At 73.1% G+C, this 14,716-nt stretch carries 11 protein-coding genes; 5 read left to right on the top strand and 6 right to left on the bottom strand.

The window, feature by feature from the left end:
- Positions 1 to 26: 26 nt before the first annotated feature.
- Positions 27 to 2,870 carry a hypothetical protein gene (locus OHA72_RS34120; protein WP_327000153.1) on the bottom strand — a complete coding sequence of 948 codons (2,844 nt, stop codon included), beginning with the start codon at positions 2,868 to 2,870 and terminating at the stop codon, positions 27 to 29.
- 289 nt (positions 2,871 to 3,159) lie between these two features.
- Between OHA72_RS34120 and OHA72_RS34115 the strand changes: the two genes are divergently transcribed.
- Positions 3,160 to 4,584 (top strand): RICIN domain-containing protein, encoded by a 1,425-nt coding sequence (locus OHA72_RS34115; protein WP_327000152.1) that lies wholly within the window; start codon positions 3,160 to 3,162, stop codon positions 4,582 to 4,584.
- A 49-nt stretch (positions 4,585 to 4,633) separates the two neighbouring features.
- On the opposite strand, the gene OHA72_RS34110 is transcribed toward OHA72_RS34115, so the two are convergent.
- Positions 4,634 to 6,442: an RICIN domain-containing protein gene (locus OHA72_RS34110; RefSeq protein ID WP_327000151.1), complete on the bottom strand. Its 1,809-nt coding sequence runs from the start codon at positions 6,440 to 6,442 to the stop codon at positions 4,634 to 4,636.
- A complete protein-coding gene (locus OHA72_RS34105) occupies positions 6,439 to 7,824 on the bottom strand; it encodes a glycoside hydrolase family 43 protein (protein ID WP_327000150.1) in 1,386 nt (461 codons plus the stop codon). The genes OHA72_RS34110 and OHA72_RS34105 overlap by 4 nt, the downstream gene beginning before the upstream one ends.
- Before the next feature lie 267 nt (positions 7,825 to 8,091).
- On the opposite strand from OHA72_RS34105, the gene OHA72_RS34100 reads away from it, so the two are divergent.
- From OHA72_RS34100 to OHA72_RS34090, 3 genes are read left to right on the top strand one after another with little or no spacing between them, the layout of a single operon-like run.
- Positions 8,092 to 8,214 carry a hypothetical protein gene (locus tag OHA72_RS34100; RefSeq protein ID WP_327000149.1) on the top strand — a complete coding sequence of 41 codons (123 nt, stop codon included), beginning with the start codon at positions 8,092 to 8,094 and terminating at the stop codon, positions 8,212 to 8,214.
- On the top strand, positions 8,211 to 8,333 hold the full coding sequence (locus OHA72_RS34095) for a hypothetical protein (protein ID WP_327000148.1): 123 nt from the start codon (positions 8,211 to 8,213) through the stop codon (positions 8,331 to 8,333). The genes OHA72_RS34100 and OHA72_RS34095 overlap by 4 nt, the downstream gene beginning before the upstream one ends.
- On the top strand, positions 8,330 to 10,714 hold the full coding sequence (locus tag OHA72_RS34090; protein WP_327000147.1) for a DUF4132 domain-containing protein: 2,385 nt from the start codon (positions 8,330 to 8,332) through the stop codon (positions 10,712 to 10,714). The genes OHA72_RS34095 and OHA72_RS34090 overlap by 4 nt, the downstream gene beginning before the upstream one ends.
- Positions 10,715 to 10,988: 274 nt before the next feature.
- Here the strand turns inward: OHA72_RS34090 and OHA72_RS34085 are convergent, their stop codons facing one another.
- The 3 genes from OHA72_RS34085 to OHA72_RS34080 form a co-directional block, all read right to left on the bottom strand.
- The gene (locus tag OHA72_RS34085) at positions 10,989 to 11,906 is read right to left on the bottom strand and encodes a hypothetical protein (RefSeq protein ID WP_327000146.1); all 918 of its coding nucleotides are present in this window, start codon (positions 11,904 to 11,906) and stop codon (positions 10,989 to 10,991) included.
- A gap of 88 nt (positions 11,907 to 11,994) precedes the next feature.
- The gene (locus OHA72_RS64995) at positions 11,995 to 12,315 is read right to left on the bottom strand and encodes a hypothetical protein (protein ID WP_442788756.1); all 321 of its coding nucleotides are present in this window, start codon (positions 12,313 to 12,315) and stop codon (positions 11,995 to 11,997) included.
- A gap of 71 nt (positions 12,316 to 12,386) precedes the next feature.
- Positions 12,387 to 13,619 (bottom strand): MFS transporter, encoded by a 1,233-nt coding sequence (locus OHA72_RS34080; protein ID WP_327000145.1) that lies wholly within the window; start codon positions 13,617 to 13,619, stop codon positions 12,387 to 12,389.
- A 132-nt stretch (positions 13,620 to 13,751) separates the two neighbouring features.
- On the opposite strand from OHA72_RS34080, the gene OHA72_RS34075 reads away from it, so the two are divergent.
- Positions 13,752 to 14,690 carry a LysR family transcriptional regulator gene (locus tag OHA72_RS34075; protein WP_327000144.1) on the top strand — a complete coding sequence of 313 codons (939 nt, stop codon included), beginning with the start codon at positions 13,752 to 13,754 and terminating at the stop codon, positions 14,688 to 14,690.
- Positions 14,691 to 14,716: the final 26 nt, after the last annotated feature.

Raw genomic sequence — 14,716 nt, 5'->3', positions numbered from 1 at the left:
TGCGATCCGGCCGGAGACGAGCGCCGTCACGCCGAAGCAGACGGTGGCCACGGCGATGGCGGCCAGCAGCGCGGGTACCGACAGCGGCGGCTCGGCGACGACCCAGCCGTCCGTGAACGGCCGCACCGGCGAGCGCAGCAGCCACCGGGCCGCCGCCGCGGCGACCAGCCCGATCGCCAGGGCGAGGGCCACGGGGGCGAGCGCGGACCAGCGGCCCGCGGCACCGACCACCCGCGCCGGAACTCCTGGGCGCGCAGGGCGGCGACCTCGGCCCGCCGTTCGCGCCGCTGCACGGCCGCGACGATCGTGAGCGCGCTGCCGGCCAGCAGCAGCGCGAGGACGGCGGCAAGCAGGTGGAAGCGCAGGGCGGCGGCGGGCCCCAGGCGCGCCAGGCGGTCCTCGGCGGCGGTGACGGAATCGCCGCCGATGACGACGAGGCCCGCCGCGACGAGCCGGTCCACGAGATCGGGCGGTGCGCCGGCGCCGAGCCACACCTGGTCGACGTCGCCGGGGCGGGACGGCTCGGCGAGTCCCGTCGTGAGCCGGTCGGCGTACTCCAGGTCGACCAGGACCACCCCGCCGGTGCGGACCGGCAGCCCGGTCCCGGTCGCCGCCCGGACCGGCACCGGCACGCCGGCCAGTGCCAGCTCGGTGGTGCCGTTCTGGTCCGGGGCGCGGATCGCGCCGGCGGTGGCCAGGACCGGCAGGGGCAGCGGGGCGTCTGCGGCGTAGACGCGCCGGTCGGCCGGTCCGCCGCGGGCGGCGGGGATGGTGGCCAGCCGCATCCGGCCGTCGCCACGCAGCCGCTGCACTCCGGTTGCCGTGTCGCCGGTCGCGGTGCGCCACCGGACCGGGTCGGCGAACCCGGGCCCGTCGACCACGACCCGTCCGTCGGCGCGCAGCTCCGCCAGTTCGAGGGTCGCGCCCGGGTCGCCGCTGAGGTCCAGCGCCATCAGCCGGCAGCCGGCCCGGCAGGCGGGGGCCTCCGCGCGGTACTCGCCGGCGGCGCCGATCGTCCCGAAGTCGGCGCGGACCGTGGCGCCGGTGTCCGCGACGGTCATCAGCAGGCGCAACGCCACGGTGCCGTCGCCGGCGGCCCGCAGCGTCAGGACCGTGCCGGTGACGGCGGTCGGCGCCGGGGTGGCCGGGTGCAGGCGGGTGACCGCGGCGCCCGGGTCGATCGCGGCGACGGCGCGCAGGCGAGGCGAGTCGACGGCGAGGATCTGCGGTCCGGGGCCGGACGCACCCGACACGACGACCGCCATCGCGTGGCCGCCCTGCGGATCCGCGGCGCGCACCGCGGACAGCAGCCGCCCCCGCGGGACCGGTGCGACGGTCAGCACCCGGTCCGCGCCGGTCTCGGCCTCGGCCCGGTGCAGGCGCGCCGCGTCGGCACGGGCCCAGTCCTGCGCGGCGACCCCGCACATGCAGGCGGCGGCCGCGAGCACCGGCACGATCCGGTACGCCGACGTCCGCCGTGCCAGGAACAGCGCGGTGAGCCCGGCGGTGAGCCTGCCGCGGACCAGCGCGGCCCGTCCCACGGCGACGGCCGGCGGCAGCAGCAGCCGGGTCAGCAGGACGGCGCCGGCGACCGCGAACAGGACCGGCGCGAGCAGTTCCAGGCCGTAGCCGTGCACGGGTGCCTCGCCGGTGACCGCGGACTGGTAGGCGGCCGCGGCGGCCAGGGCGACGACGGTCAGGTCGAGGACGGCACCGGCGAGCGCGGCCCGTCGCGGCGGCGCGAGCTGCAGCAGTTGCTGCAGCGCGCCCGGGTCAGCCGCCAGTCGGCGGCGACGATGACCGACAGCGCGCCGGCACCGGCCAGGGCGGCCGCGGCGGCCGGGCCGGGCCCGCTGTCGGCGTCGCGCAGCAGGGGTGAGCAGGCCGCCGGCGGCGACGGCGCCGGCAAGGGCGGGCAGCGCGCTCTGCCCCGAGGTGGCGAGGATGACCCGCCGTCGCCGGGCACCGCGCAGCGCCACGCGGGCGGCGTCGCCACGCCGGGCCTCGGCCGCGTACCAGGCGCTGACCGCGACGGCGAGCCATCCGATTGCGGCGAGCTGGACGGCGGCGAGGGTGATGCCATGCGTCACGGCGTAGCGCTCGTTGCGCACGGCGCGGGCGAGCGCGCCGGCCACGGAGGTCACCTCGAGGGCACCGCCGCGGCTCAGCCGGGCGACGGCGGCGGCCACGGCACCGTCGTCGCCGTGCGTGAACTGCGCGGCCGGCAGCAGCAGGTCGTAGGTGGCGTAGGCCGGTACCGCGGCCGCGGCGATCGTGTCGAGGGTCGTGTACGCCGCGTCGCCCTGCTGCCCGTGCCACCACCAGCCGAGCGGGTCCTTCGGCTCGAAGACGCCGACGACGACCAGCGGGGCCGGTGCCCCGCCCGCGCCCTTGTCGTGCAGCACCCGGTCGCCGACCGTGGTGCCGAGCCGGTGGGCCAGCGCCGCGGGCAACGCGACCTCGCCGGGCCCGGCCGGGCACGCACCGGTGAGGTCGAAGTTCGCGCACGCGTCGTCGCGGTAGCGCAGTTCGGCCTCGATCCGGCCGGCGGCGTCGGTGGCCAGGGTGTCCGTGAGCCGGACCCCCGCGACGGCCCGCTCCGCCGGCAGCCCCGCGGTGGACTCGGTCGTCGCGCGGAAGCGCGTCAGGGCCTGGACGGGGTCGGCGCCGAGCGTGACGCTGCCGCGCACGCCGACGGTGCGCTGGGCCGCAGGAGCACCGCCGATCAGCGCGGCGGCCGCGGCCGCGGCGTCCCTGGTGGCGATCCAGCCGGCCCCGCCGAGCCCGCCGGCCGTCACGGCGACAAGGATCGCCATCACCACGGCAGGGGCCCGACGGGTGCGGATGGCACCCCAGATGATCGCCAGCACACCGCCACCATAGTCAGCCGGCGGCGTCGTTTGGGAACGCTCCCAAACCGTGGATTCCGGTCCACCGGCGCACGGGCCCATGACATCGACGTCAGCCCCCTCGACGTCAGGACCGGCGGGGCACGCCCCCGAACGTGAACGGTTCCCGTTCGTTTCCGACCAGTTGTGGACGATTCGGTTCACACGGTGGCGCTCGGCTGGCGTTTCGTTTACCAAGGTGTCAACCGCCATCAATGTCCGTGGCCGGGTCCCCCGCCCCGTCCGGCCCGGGCAACGGAAGGAAGACGACATGAAGGTCCCCCGGTTGTTCCTCGCCGCCGCGGCAGCGGTCCTGGCGATCGTGACCGTGCCGGCGCCCGCCGCGCACGCGGCACCGGCCACCATCGCCAACGGCACGCAGTTCACCGACACCAGCGGCAACGCCCTGCACGCGCACGGCGGCGGTGTCCTGAAGGTCGGCGACTATTACTACTGGTTCGGGGAGAACCGCAACGCCGACAACACGTTCCGCGCCGTGTCGGTGTACCGCTCCACGAACCTGCGCGACTGGGAGTTCCGCAACAACGTGCTGACCCAGTCGTCGGCGGCCGAGCTCAACGTCGCCAACATCGAGCGGCCGAAGGTCATCTACAACGCGGCCACCGGCCGGTACGTGATGTGGATGCACAAGGAGAACGGATCGGACTACGGCGAGGCCCGCGCCGCGGTCGCCTCCTCGGCCACCGTCGACGGCGCCTACACCTACCACGGCAGCTTCCGGCCGCTCGGGCACATGTCGCGGGACATCACGCTGTACAACGACAACGGCACCGCGTACATGATCTCCGCGGCGCGGGACAACTACGACCTGCACATCTACCGGCTGACCGCGGACGGTCTCGGCATCGCGAGCCTGGTCGGCAACTTCTGGCCGGGCGGGCACCGCGAGGCGCCGGCGCTGTTCAAACGCGGCAGCACCTACTTCATGCTGACCTCCGCGGCGACCGGCTGGAACCCCAACCAGGCCCAGTACGCCACCGCCTCGAGCATCTCCGGCCCGTGGACCGGCTGGAGCAACGTCGGTGACTCGACCACGTTCCGGTCCCAGCCGACCTACGTGCTGCCGATCCAGGGCACGTCCACGACCAGCTACCTGTACATGGGCGACCGCTGGGCCGGCGCGTGGGGCGGGCCGGTCGGCGACTCCCAGTACGTCTGGCTGCCGATCACGTTCCCGTCGGCCACCAGCATGAGCCTGACGTGGGCCGCGTCGGTCACGATCGACACCGCGGCGGGCACCGTCTCCGGCCAGTCCCCCGTCGTGTACCGGGTGACGAACCGCAACAGCGGCCGGGTGATGGACGTGGTCAGCAGCTCCGTGGCGAACAACGCGGAGGTGAAGCAGTGGGGCTGGAACGGCGGCGGGAACCAGAAGTGGGAGTTCCGTGACGCCGGCAGCGGCTACCTCCAGATCGTCAACCAGAACAGCGGCAAGTGCCTCGACGTCGCGAACGCCTCCACCGCCAACGGTGCCAACGTCATCCAGTACACCTGCGGCGGCGGGCAGAACCAGCAGTGGCAGTGGGTCGCCACGGGCAGCTACTTCCAGCTGCGGGCCAGGCACTCCGGCAAGTGCCTGGACGTGGTGAACGCCGGCACCGGTGACGGCGCCGACATCCAGCAGTACACCTGCGGCACCGGCACCAATCAGCAGTGGAGCCGGGCGCAGGCCTGAGTTCGGACCGGCGCGGCACCCCGGGTGGTGAACCCGGGGTGCCGCACCGTCAGACCTGGGTGCGCCGCCACTGCTGGTTGGTACCGGTCCCGCAGGTCCACTGCACCAGCTGCGCGCCGTCGGTGGTGGCGGCGTTGTACACGTCCAGGCACTTGCCGCTGTGCCGGGCGACCAGCTGGACGTACCCGCTGCCGGCGTCCTGCAGGCGCCACTGCTGGTTCGTGCCGGTGTGGCAGGTCCACTGCACGACCTTCACGCCGTCACCGGTGGCGCTCACGCCGCCGTTGACGTCGAGGCACTTGCCGCTCGCGGCGCCCACCACCTGGTAGTAACCGCCGCCGGCGTCACGGAACTGCCAGCGCTGGTTCGCCTGGCCGTTCGCGGCCCACTGCACGATGTCGGCGCCGTCGGTGGTGGCGCCGTTGTAGACGTCGGCGAGCTTACCGCTGTGCCGGGCGGTCATGGTGTACGACGGTGTCGTCGGCACCGTGGTCTGCGGCGCCACCCGGTACAGCGCCGCGCCGTGCGCCGGGATCGACCGCGACAGCGTCCCGGTGACCGTGCCGAGGCTCGCGCCGGACCACAGGTCGGTGACGGTGGCCGAGCCGATGCCGAGGTCGGCCAGGTTGAGCGACACCGTCGCGGCCGCCGGCTCCCGGTTGAACAGCGCGACGTACCGGTGGTTGCTCCCGGGCACGTCGGCGGCCCACACCTGCCGGGTCCCGCCGGTCAGCTGCCGGTTGTTGGTGCTGTTCTGGTCGACGGCGAGCACCGCGGCGTTGGTCATGAGCGCCAGCTCGGCGGCCCGGTTCTCGGTGAGGTTGCCGCCCCACATGAGCGGGGCCCGGTTGATCGACCACAGCGTCATCAGGGTCCGCTGCTCGTCCGCGGTGAGCGCCGAATAGCGGGGCGAGCCGACGGGTCCCTGCTTGGAGAGCCGGCCGATGGGGATCATGTCGGGGTCCGGCCACGCGCCGGTCGCCCGGTACGGCGTCCAGTCCCGCAGCTTGTCGAACAGGGCGTCCAGCGAGCCCCAGTTGTCCCACAGGTCGTTGACGATCCGCCACATGTTCGCGTTGGCGGCCACGTGCGCGCCGCTGGCCAGCGGCGTCGGTCCCGGGGAGAGGCTGAGCACCATCGGCCGGCCGCTGCGTTCGATGGCGAGGCGGTACCCCTCGACCTCGCCCTGCCGGTAGGTGGGAGCGGCGATGTCGTCGACCTTGACGTAGTCCACGCCCCAGCTCGCGTAGAGCGCGAACAGCGAGTCGAGGTACGCCTGGGCGCCCGGGTGGCTCATGTCGAGGCCCCAGTTGAGGTTCAGCCATGACGCCGTGGTGCTGTTGTCGATCTGGTTCGCGGTGTACCCCGTGCCGGCGATCGGCAGGTTGTCCGCCACCGCCTGGCGCGGGATGCCCCGCATCAGGTGCACGCCGAACTTCAGCCCGGCGGCGTGCAGGTAGTCCGCCAGGGGCTTGAAACCGTTGGTGCCGGTGGCGGACGGGAACCGCACGGTGTCCGGCAGCGGCCGGCCGTTGCCGTCCAGCCGCAGCCGCGGCTGCAGGTTGGCGTCCTGGTTGGGGCTGCCGGTGCCGCCGCCCGGGTAGTACCAGGCCCAGTCGATGACGATGTACTGCCACCCGAACTGGCGCAGGTTGTCGCGCATGTAGTCGGCGTTGGCCTTCACCTGCGCCTCGGTGACGTTCCAGTTGTAGGAGTCGTAGCTGTTCCAGCCCATCGGCGGGGTGTTGGCGGCGCCGTTGTTCCAGGCAAGCGCCGGTTGCGGCAGGCTGACCGCGACGGCGTTGGCGAGCATCAGCAGCAGGACCGCGGCGCAGCGCCGGAGCGCGTGGCCGCTCATGCCGTCACCCGGAAGGTCGCGTCCTGCCGGTCGCTGAGACCGGAGCCGGTGCCGAGCGGGTCGATGCGCAGCACGAAACCAGCGTGGCGCAGGTACCGGTCGGGGAAGTTGTAGGAGCGGAACGACGACCACGCGCAGTCGGCCAGTCCGGCGGTGCGGGTGAACGTGGCGTCGGCGCGGAACGTCGCGGTGTTGTCGTTCGGATCCAGACGGATCGCGTAGTTGCTGTGCCGCAGGAAGCGGCCGGGATAGTTGACCGACTCGAACGACACGCCGGCGGAGGCGGCGAGGCCGGGCACCATCCGCCACAGCTGGTCCTGGTAAGGGTCGAACGGGTACGCGTCGATGCGGCCGATGTTGTCGGCGTGCCGGACGTACCGGTCGGGGTAGTTCGACGACTTCAGCCGCACCCAGGCGGGCAGCCCCCAGCGGGACACCAGCGCGCTGTACTCGCCCGCGCTGATCCCGGCGATCGAGCCGTGCTTGGCGTTCAGCGGCGGGGTGTAGTCCCGCTGGTTGAGCACCGTCCACGCGCCGCCACCGACGTTGGTGGTGGACCAGGCGTAGTAGTCGTTGTTGACAGGGCTGAACGAGTCGCCCCACAGCCGCCAGCCGGCGCCGTCGTTGTTGCGCACCAGCATCGGCGCCTCCATCGCCGATCCCTGCCGCAGCCCACCGGTGTAGGTGGTGTAGCTGTTCGGCGCGCCGGTGCTGGAGCGGGCGCCGTAGGTCAGGCCGTTGGCGAGGTTCTTGTAGTACAGGTAGAACGTGGACCCGTCCACGACGACGTCGCCGTCCAGGACGCCGAAGCCGGGGCTGAAGTACACCTGGTTGGCGCTGACGGTCCGGAAGTCCGACGTGTAGTTGACCATGAACACGTCGGCGCCGTTGTTGGCGGAGTAGACGATGCCGTACTGCCCGCGGGCCGCGTCCCAGAACGCCGTCGGCGCCCAGGTGTGCGTGGCCAGCCCGTGCATACGCACGCGGCGGTAGCCGGTGAAGGCGGTCAGGTCGGTGGAGTCCCAGACGTGCAGGTACTGGTTGTTCTGGCCGAAGTCGGTGCCGGCCAGGTCGGTGGCCAGCACGACGAACGTGCCGTCCTGCTTGCGCAGGATGAACGGGTCGCGCAGCCCGAGCGTGCCGGCGGTCGGCGTGACGACGGGGTTGTTCTGGTTCAGCGGGGTCCAGTTCAGCCCGTCCTGGCTGACCGCCAGGTGCAGGCCGTAGTTGGCGCCGGTGAAGTTCGGCGACTCGGTGAAGTAGCCGAAGACGTAGGCGGTGTTCGCCGCCCACGCGGCCCGCGGCCCGACCGTCACGGCGGTGGCGGTCGCGGCGGCGCTGAGCACGGCCAGGCGGTTGAAGGAGCGTCGGGACAGGGGCATGGCGGCTGCCTTCCACATCTCGGGTACAGCTTCTGGATCGACGCGCGCGCCGCCCCGCCTCCGCGGTGCTCCGGGGTGTGCGGATCCGGCCGGCGACACGGACCGCGTCACGGTCGTGTTAGCGCTCACACTCCGCGATGCCCCACTGGCGGAGAGGCATCGGGGAATGTGTCGAAGTGTTGACGCGGGGACGCACCGATGTCAATACCTGCCGCAACATCAACCTGTCGCGAGCCACCCCGTTGTGATCGCTCACAAGCATGGCGCGTGACAGAGCCGGTCGCGTGGCCTACGCTCCCGTCCGTGCGCGTGAAGATCCATGACGAGACGGCCACCGGCCGGGTCATCGGCGCCCTGGAGCCGGACGTCTCCTGGCCGGTGCGGCGGTGACCGCGTTCGGCCGCAACGCGTTCTTCGTGCTCGTCGGCCACCGGCAAGTCAAGGAACTGACCCTCGACGATGCGTTGCGTGTGGCGTTCGTCCGCCTGGTGCAGCTGGTCGGCGGATGACCGCCAAAAGCCTGACTGCATCCCTGTTGGAGCACCGGCGCCGGGCCGCGCGGGTGCTGCCGGACGCGGCCGGGCTCACCGAGGACGCCGTCGAGCACTTCCGGCACCGCGTGCTGCCGGACCTCGACGACGAGCACCTCCGCTCGGTCACCGTCGCGCTGGCGGAGCGCACGTCGATCCGCGGCTGGGCATGGGAGGCGGCCCGCCTCTTCCCGGCGCTGGAGGCGCGCCGTCCGGTGTGGACGGCGGCCGACGTCGGGCTGCTGTTCGACCTCGCCCACCGGGAGCACGACTCGCCGGTGACCGTGCTCCGGGTCGCGGTCACCGCGGCCGAAGGACTGGACCCCGCCGAACGGGAGCTGCTCGCGGAGCGGTTCCGGCTGGCGCAGCCGCTGGTCGACGCGACCACCTCCCGCGAGGCGAGCGAGCGGGCGCAGCTGCTGCGGCGGCTCGTGCTGCTCGCGGACACCGCCGGCGGCGGTGCGCCCAGCTGGGCCGGGCGGATCCGGGTCGAGGACGGCTGGAGCCACGCGGCGGTCGAGCACCTGCGCACCGCACCGCCCGGCGCCGGCGCGCTCGGTCCGCTGCTCGATCACGCCCTCGCCGTGGCGTCCGGCCCGCGCCCGACGAAGACCTGGCTGCGCCGCACGGGCGAGCTGCTCGACGGCTCGCCCGAGCTCGTCGCGCTGCTGCACGACCTGCTCCACCTCGCCCACAGCTGCCGGCCCGCGACGGTGCGGCACTGGTACGGGGACTACCGCATGCGGGTCAGCTTTGACAACGCCGACCTGGTGCGGGGGCTGCTGTGGGCGGCGCAGGTGTCCGGCGAGGCGTGGCTGGTCCCGCTCGTGCTGGCCCTGGAGCCGACGCTGCACGAGCCGAAGCCGCTCAACGCCTGCTACGCGGTGCTGGGGCGGCGCGCCGACGACGCCGCGATCGCCGCGCTCGTGCGGATGCAGCGCCGCACCCGGCACCGGGGGAAGCTCAAGCAGATCACCGCCGCCCTCGACGAGGCCGCGGCGGGCGCCGGCGTCAGCCGCTCCGAGCTCACCGAGCTGACCATCCCCGACTGCGGCCTCGACCCGCGGCGGCAGCGGCGCCTCGGCACGGACGACCTCGCCGCCGTCATCGCCGTCGACGACCGGGCCAAGGTCCGCGTGACCTGGGAGCAGGACGGCGCGACCACGACCAAGCCACCGGCCTCGGCCGGCACGGACCTGGTCGCGGAGGTCCGCCGCGCCGCCACCGACCTGAAGCAGGCCCTCGCCGGCGAGCGGGTCCGCCTGGAGGACCTGCTGGCCGAGGACCGCGAATGGCCCCTGCGGACGTGGCGGGAACGGTACGTTTCACATCCTGTCACCGGCAGTGTCGTCGACCGTCTGCTGTGGACGGTCAGCGACGGCGAGCGGCGGTACACCGGCCTGCCGGACGCGGACGGCCGCTTCACCCTGGCCGACGGCTCGACGGTGACCGCCGCCCCCGAGGCGCGGATCCGGCTCTGGCACCCGGTGGACGCCGACCCCGAGCAGGTGCGTGCCTGGCGTGAGCACATCCTCGCCCGCGAGGTCGTGCAGCCGTTCAAGCAGGCGTTCCGGGAGGTGTACCTGCTGACCCCGGCGGAGGAGGAGACCCGCGTCTACTCCAACCGGTTCGCGGCGCACATCCTGCGCTACCAGCAGGCCTACGCGCTGATGAAGGAACGCCGCTGGGGCAGCAACTACCTGGGCGGCTGGGACGGCGGCCACGACGGCGAGGCGAAACGGGACTTCCCCGCGGCCGGACTGACCGCCGTGTTCCACCACGAGCAGGCCACCGACGACGGCGACACCCCCCAGTTCTGCTCGACCGACCGGGTCCGCTTCGAGCGGGGCCGCGCCCGGGCGCGGCAGGACGTCGCGCTGGCCGAGGTGCCGGCCCGCGTCTTCTCCGAGGCGATGCGCGACGTCGACCTGTTCGTCGGCGTCACGTCCATCGCCACCGACCCCACGTGGGCCGACGGCGGCACCGACGACGCCCGCGTCCGCTACTGGCGCTCGGTCGCGTTCGGCGACCTGACCGCCAACGGCCAGGTCCGCCGGCAGGTCCTGGAGCACCTGCTGCCCAAGCTGAAGATCCGCGACCGCGCCAGACTCGACGGCCACTACCTCGTCGTGGACGGCCGCCGGCACACGTACCGCATCCACATCGGCAGCGGCAACATCCTGATGTCCCCCAACGACCGCTACCTGTGCATCGTGCCGTCCAGCACCGCCAAACCCACCGGCCTGCGCTTCCTGCCGTTCGAAGGCGACACCATGCTCGCCATCGTGCTGTCCAAGGCCCTGCTCCTGGCCGACGACCACAAGATCACAGACCCCTCGATCCTCCACCAGCTCGGCTGACGTCCCGCGCCGGACGACGTGGCGGTCGGCCTTCACCTCGGCCGTCGCACGTCGCGAGCGGCGCCGCCGGGTGCGGCAACCGGTCGGCTCCCGTCCTGCCCTCCGGCGGTGGCGTGAACGCCCGCGGTCCACTCGTCCTACAGCGACTACCAGGCGCTGATGCCGCAGCTCGCCGCCGTCGTCGGGATGAGCGACGAGGAGCTGCGCGGCTGGACCGGTGCCCTCGACCCGGCCCGGGCGGTGCGGATTCGCCCGCATACCGAAGGCGCTTGCATCAGCGGTCGTGCGCGGCGCCGGCGTCGGCCGCGAGGCCGACCAGCGTGACGAGTGCGGCGACCGCATTGCTGAGTTTCTCACCCGCCAGTGCGGTGTCGAAGAGCAACGCCAGCTGGTTGCTCTCCACTGCCACGACCGAGATCTCGTTGCGGGTGAGCTGGCGTACGAACTCCGAGGTGAAGAGCCGGTTCGCGGCATCGAGGTCCTTGGTGGTGACCCGGCCGAGGCCCCGCACCGCCGGCACGTCGTCGGTGGGGAAGTTGGCGTACATGCCACCGATGTTCCCCCTGATCGGCGGCCAGGCGGTGGGCAGCTGGGCCACGAGCGCGGTCTGCCGCGCGGCCCAGCCCTCGATGATGCCGACCAGGGCGGCCGGCACCGTGCCGGCCTGGCCGCCTGCTACGAAGAACAACGACTTCGGCCCCTCCACGTACTGCTGCACGAGCTTGACCGCAGCGACCAACTGGGCGTCGGCCTCCCGCTCCGGCCAGCCGAGCCCGCTCGCGTATTCACGCATCCGGGCCGCGGCCCGGACGCGGGGCAGGCGCCCGGCCAGGAGGTAGATGAGCACGCCCACGGCGATGACGATCGGGATGTCGATGGCGAGCGCGGTCCCCCAGCCCATCCTGTCGGCCTGGTCGAACAGCGACGCCACAAGGACGAACAGCGCCAGCAGCACCGCACCGCCGGCCGCGTTGCCGTTGCCGAGCGCACCGACGACCAGCGCGGCTGCGATGAACCCGACCGCGATGCCGAGCGGCCCGATCAGCGCCGCGACCGGCCCGCCCACCGCGATGGCGACCGCCAGGCCGAGCAGGCGCGCGCTGGAGTTGCTCAACTGCATCTGATCCTCCGATGTCGAGAAAACCGTCGGACGGTAGCAAGCCGGACGGATATCCATCGCCGCCCGCCGCACGGACGTCCAGTGTGGATGATCAGGCCGGGTGAAGCCCTACTGAGCACGGGTTGCCGGATCCGGATCGGACGAGGACCGGATGTACCTTTCATCGACGTCGCGCGGCGGCCGCACCGTCCCGTCGTCGATCCGCCGTTCCGGGGCTCCTTCGAGTCCGGCTGGATGCGTGGCGGCGGCCGGTAGGCGACCGCCCGTCGGTACGGGTGCGCGACCGCCAACGCCTCGGCGGACACCACCGTGCCCAGGGCCGCCGGCAACGCTGCGGCTGCCTCCGACGCGGCGGTGCGGCCGTTGCAGGCCAGCCGCAGGTCCAGATCGGTACCAGGACGACCGGTGCGCCGTGCTGCCGGAAGGCGTGCGCCAGTTCGACCGCCCGGGCCACCACCTCCCGGCCCGTGCTGGGGACCATGGGAGCGCCGACGAGGGCGTTCTGCAGGTCGATGAGGACCAGTGCGCTGGACGGGTCGAGTGCGGTGACGGTCATGCGACGTGCCTTTCGTGTGTGATGTCGGTACCCGGGCGGCGGGGGAGCAGCAGCGGGCTGGTGAGGATGAGCAGCCCCGCGACCGTGAGAGCCGTGCGCGGGCTGGTGGCTTCGGCGAGCAGCCCGCCGAGCGCGCTGAGGGCGGCGATGGCGGCGGCGGTGCCGATCGACCAGGCGGACAGGGTGCGGGCGATGCGGTCGTCGGGTGTGTGTTCGAGCCGGTAGGTCGCCAGGACCGGGCCGTACAGGCTCATGCTGATGATGATGGCGAGTTCGACCGCGATGACCGTTGCGAGACCGGCGACGCCGGGCCGGACGAACGCGAGGCCGACCAGCCAGACCGCGCGCAGTGTGCCGACGGTGCGCAGGATGCGGTGCCGGCCGTACCGGGCCACGGCGCGCGGGGCCAGGCGCGAGCCGATGAGGCCGCCGACGCACGGCGCGGCGAAGGCCAGACCGTACTGCCAGGGCGGGAAGCCGAGCTCGCGGAGCAGCAGCACGGCCAGCAGCGGCTCGGAGGCCATGATGAGGCCGTTGACGAGCAGCTGGTTGAGGTAGAGCGCGCGCAGGCCGGGGTGGGTCAGCAGGTGCCGCCAGCCGTCGAGCAGCTCGCCGGCCCGGACCCGCTGCCCGCCGGCGCGCGGCGGCGGCTCCTCCCGGCCGCGGATCGCCGCGATGCCCAGCGCGGACAGCAGATAGCTGAGCGCGTCGGCCACGACGGTGGTGACCGGCCCGAACAGGCCGACGGCCGCCCCGCCCAGCGGCGGCCCGACCGCGATGGAGCTCCACGTCGTCGACTCGAACCGGGCGTTGGCGACGAGCAGGTCCTCCGGCCGCACGAGGGCCTTGAGGTAGGCGCCGCCGGCCGCGTTGAACGCGATCTTCGCCGCGGCGCCCACGGCCGAGACGACGAGCAGCTGGACGAAGGTGAGCCGGCCGGCGGCGTACGCGACGGGGATCGTCAGCATGGCCGCGCACCGGGCCAGGTCCGTCGCGATCATCACGGGCCGCTTGCGGTGGAACTCCGCCCACGGCCCGAGCGGCAACGCGATGAGCGCGCCGACCGCCGGCCCCACCGCGGACAGCGCCGACACCTGCGCCGGGCCGGCGTGCAGCACCAGCACGGCGATCAGCGGCAGGGCACCGAACCCCAGCCCGGAGCCGTAGGCGCTGACCGCGTACGCCGCCCACAGCCACCCGAACCGCCGCCCCAGGGAACGTCTCGTCACCAACTCCCACACCTCCCGCAGTGAACAACCCGCCGTTGACCGCCGCGATCAAAGCAGGCTGCGGGACAACGGATCAAACAATCGATCCGGCGGCGAGCCACAACCAACCGTTGTGGGCGTAGGGTCCGATGCGTGGATCTCGACGCCGTCCGTACCTTCGTCGCCGCCGCCGACGCCGGTCAGTTCCAGGACGCCGCGGCGGCGCTGTCGATCACCCAGCAGGCCGTGTCCAAACGCATCGCCGCGCTGGAGAAAGATCTGGAGGTGCGGCTGTTCACCCGCACGGCCCGCGGCGCCCAGCTCACGGTCGACGGCCAGGCCTTCCTGCCCCACGCCCGGGAGCTGCTCCGGGTGGAAGCGCGCGCCGACGCCTCCGTGCGCCCCGGCCGGCGCGCACTGCGCGTCGACGTCCACAGTCGACGGACCGCACCGGCCGTGCTGCTGCAGGACTTCCACCGTGCGTACCCGCGGATCGAACTGGATGTCGTGACCCTCCTCGACGCCGACGTCCATGCCGCGACCGCCGCCGTCGAGGCGGGCACGATCGACGCCACCTTCCACGCCGTCACCGTCGCCCCGCCTCAGCTGCCGGCCGCGATCAGGACCGCCCGAGTCATCGACGAGCATCACGAGTTCCTCGTCGGGCCAAGCCATGCGCTCGCCAACGAGCGCACCGTCACGCCCGCACAACTCGCCGACCACCGCATCTGGATGCCCGGCATGGCCGCCGGTACCGAGTGGGCCCTCTACTACGACGAGCTCGCCGCCGCGTTCGGCCTCACCATCGACAGGGTCGGGCCGCACTTCGGCAACGAGGTACTGCTGGCCGAGATCGCCGACTCCGCGCAACTGGCGACGCTGGCCGGGGAACGCACCCGATATCTGTGGCCGGACAGCTACGACCTGCGGCGCGTACCAGTGCGCGACCCGGCACCGGTGTACCCGATCTCACTGATCTGGCGTGACGACAACCCACATCCCGCGCTCGGCAAACTGCGCGACCACCTCACCTCCAGGCGGGTCTCCGCACCCGGTGAGCAGGTGTGGCTGCCGTCCTGGGCACGCCCGTAGCGCCCATGGCACCGTGACTCCCGATC

Origin of the sequence: Dactylosporangium sp. NBC_01737 (assembly GCF_035963215.1) — a bacterium.
In the GTDB taxonomy this organism is placed as follows: domain Bacteria; phylum Actinomycetota; class Actinomycetes; order Mycobacteriales; family Micromonosporaceae; genus Dactylosporangium.
Note: the sequence above shows the minus strand (reverse complement) of the source record. Positions and strands in the feature narration are given on the sequence as shown.

Bases quoted from the DNA above. Each gene is read 5' to 3' on its own strand.
- OHA72_RS34115 (WP_327000152.1), top strand. From the start codon at position 3,160: ATGAAGGTCCCCCGGTTGTTCCTCGCCGCCGCGGCAGCGGTCCTGGCG.
- OHA72_RS34110 (WP_327000151.1), bottom strand. From the start codon at position 6,442: ATGAGCGGCCACGCGCTCCGGCGCTGCGCCGCGGTCCTGCTGCTGATG.
- OHA72_RS34105 (WP_327000150.1), bottom strand. From the start codon at position 7,824: ATGCCCCTGTCCCGACGCTCCTTCAACCGCCTGGCCGTGCTCAGCGCC.
- OHA72_RS34090 (WP_327000147.1), top strand. From the start codon at position 8,330: ATGACCGCCAAAAGCCTGACTGCATCCCTGTTGGAGCACCGGCGCCGG.
- OHA72_RS64995 (WP_442788756.1), bottom strand. From the start codon at position 12,315: ATGGTCCCCAGCACGGGCCGGGAGGTGGTGGCCCGGGCGGTCGAACTG.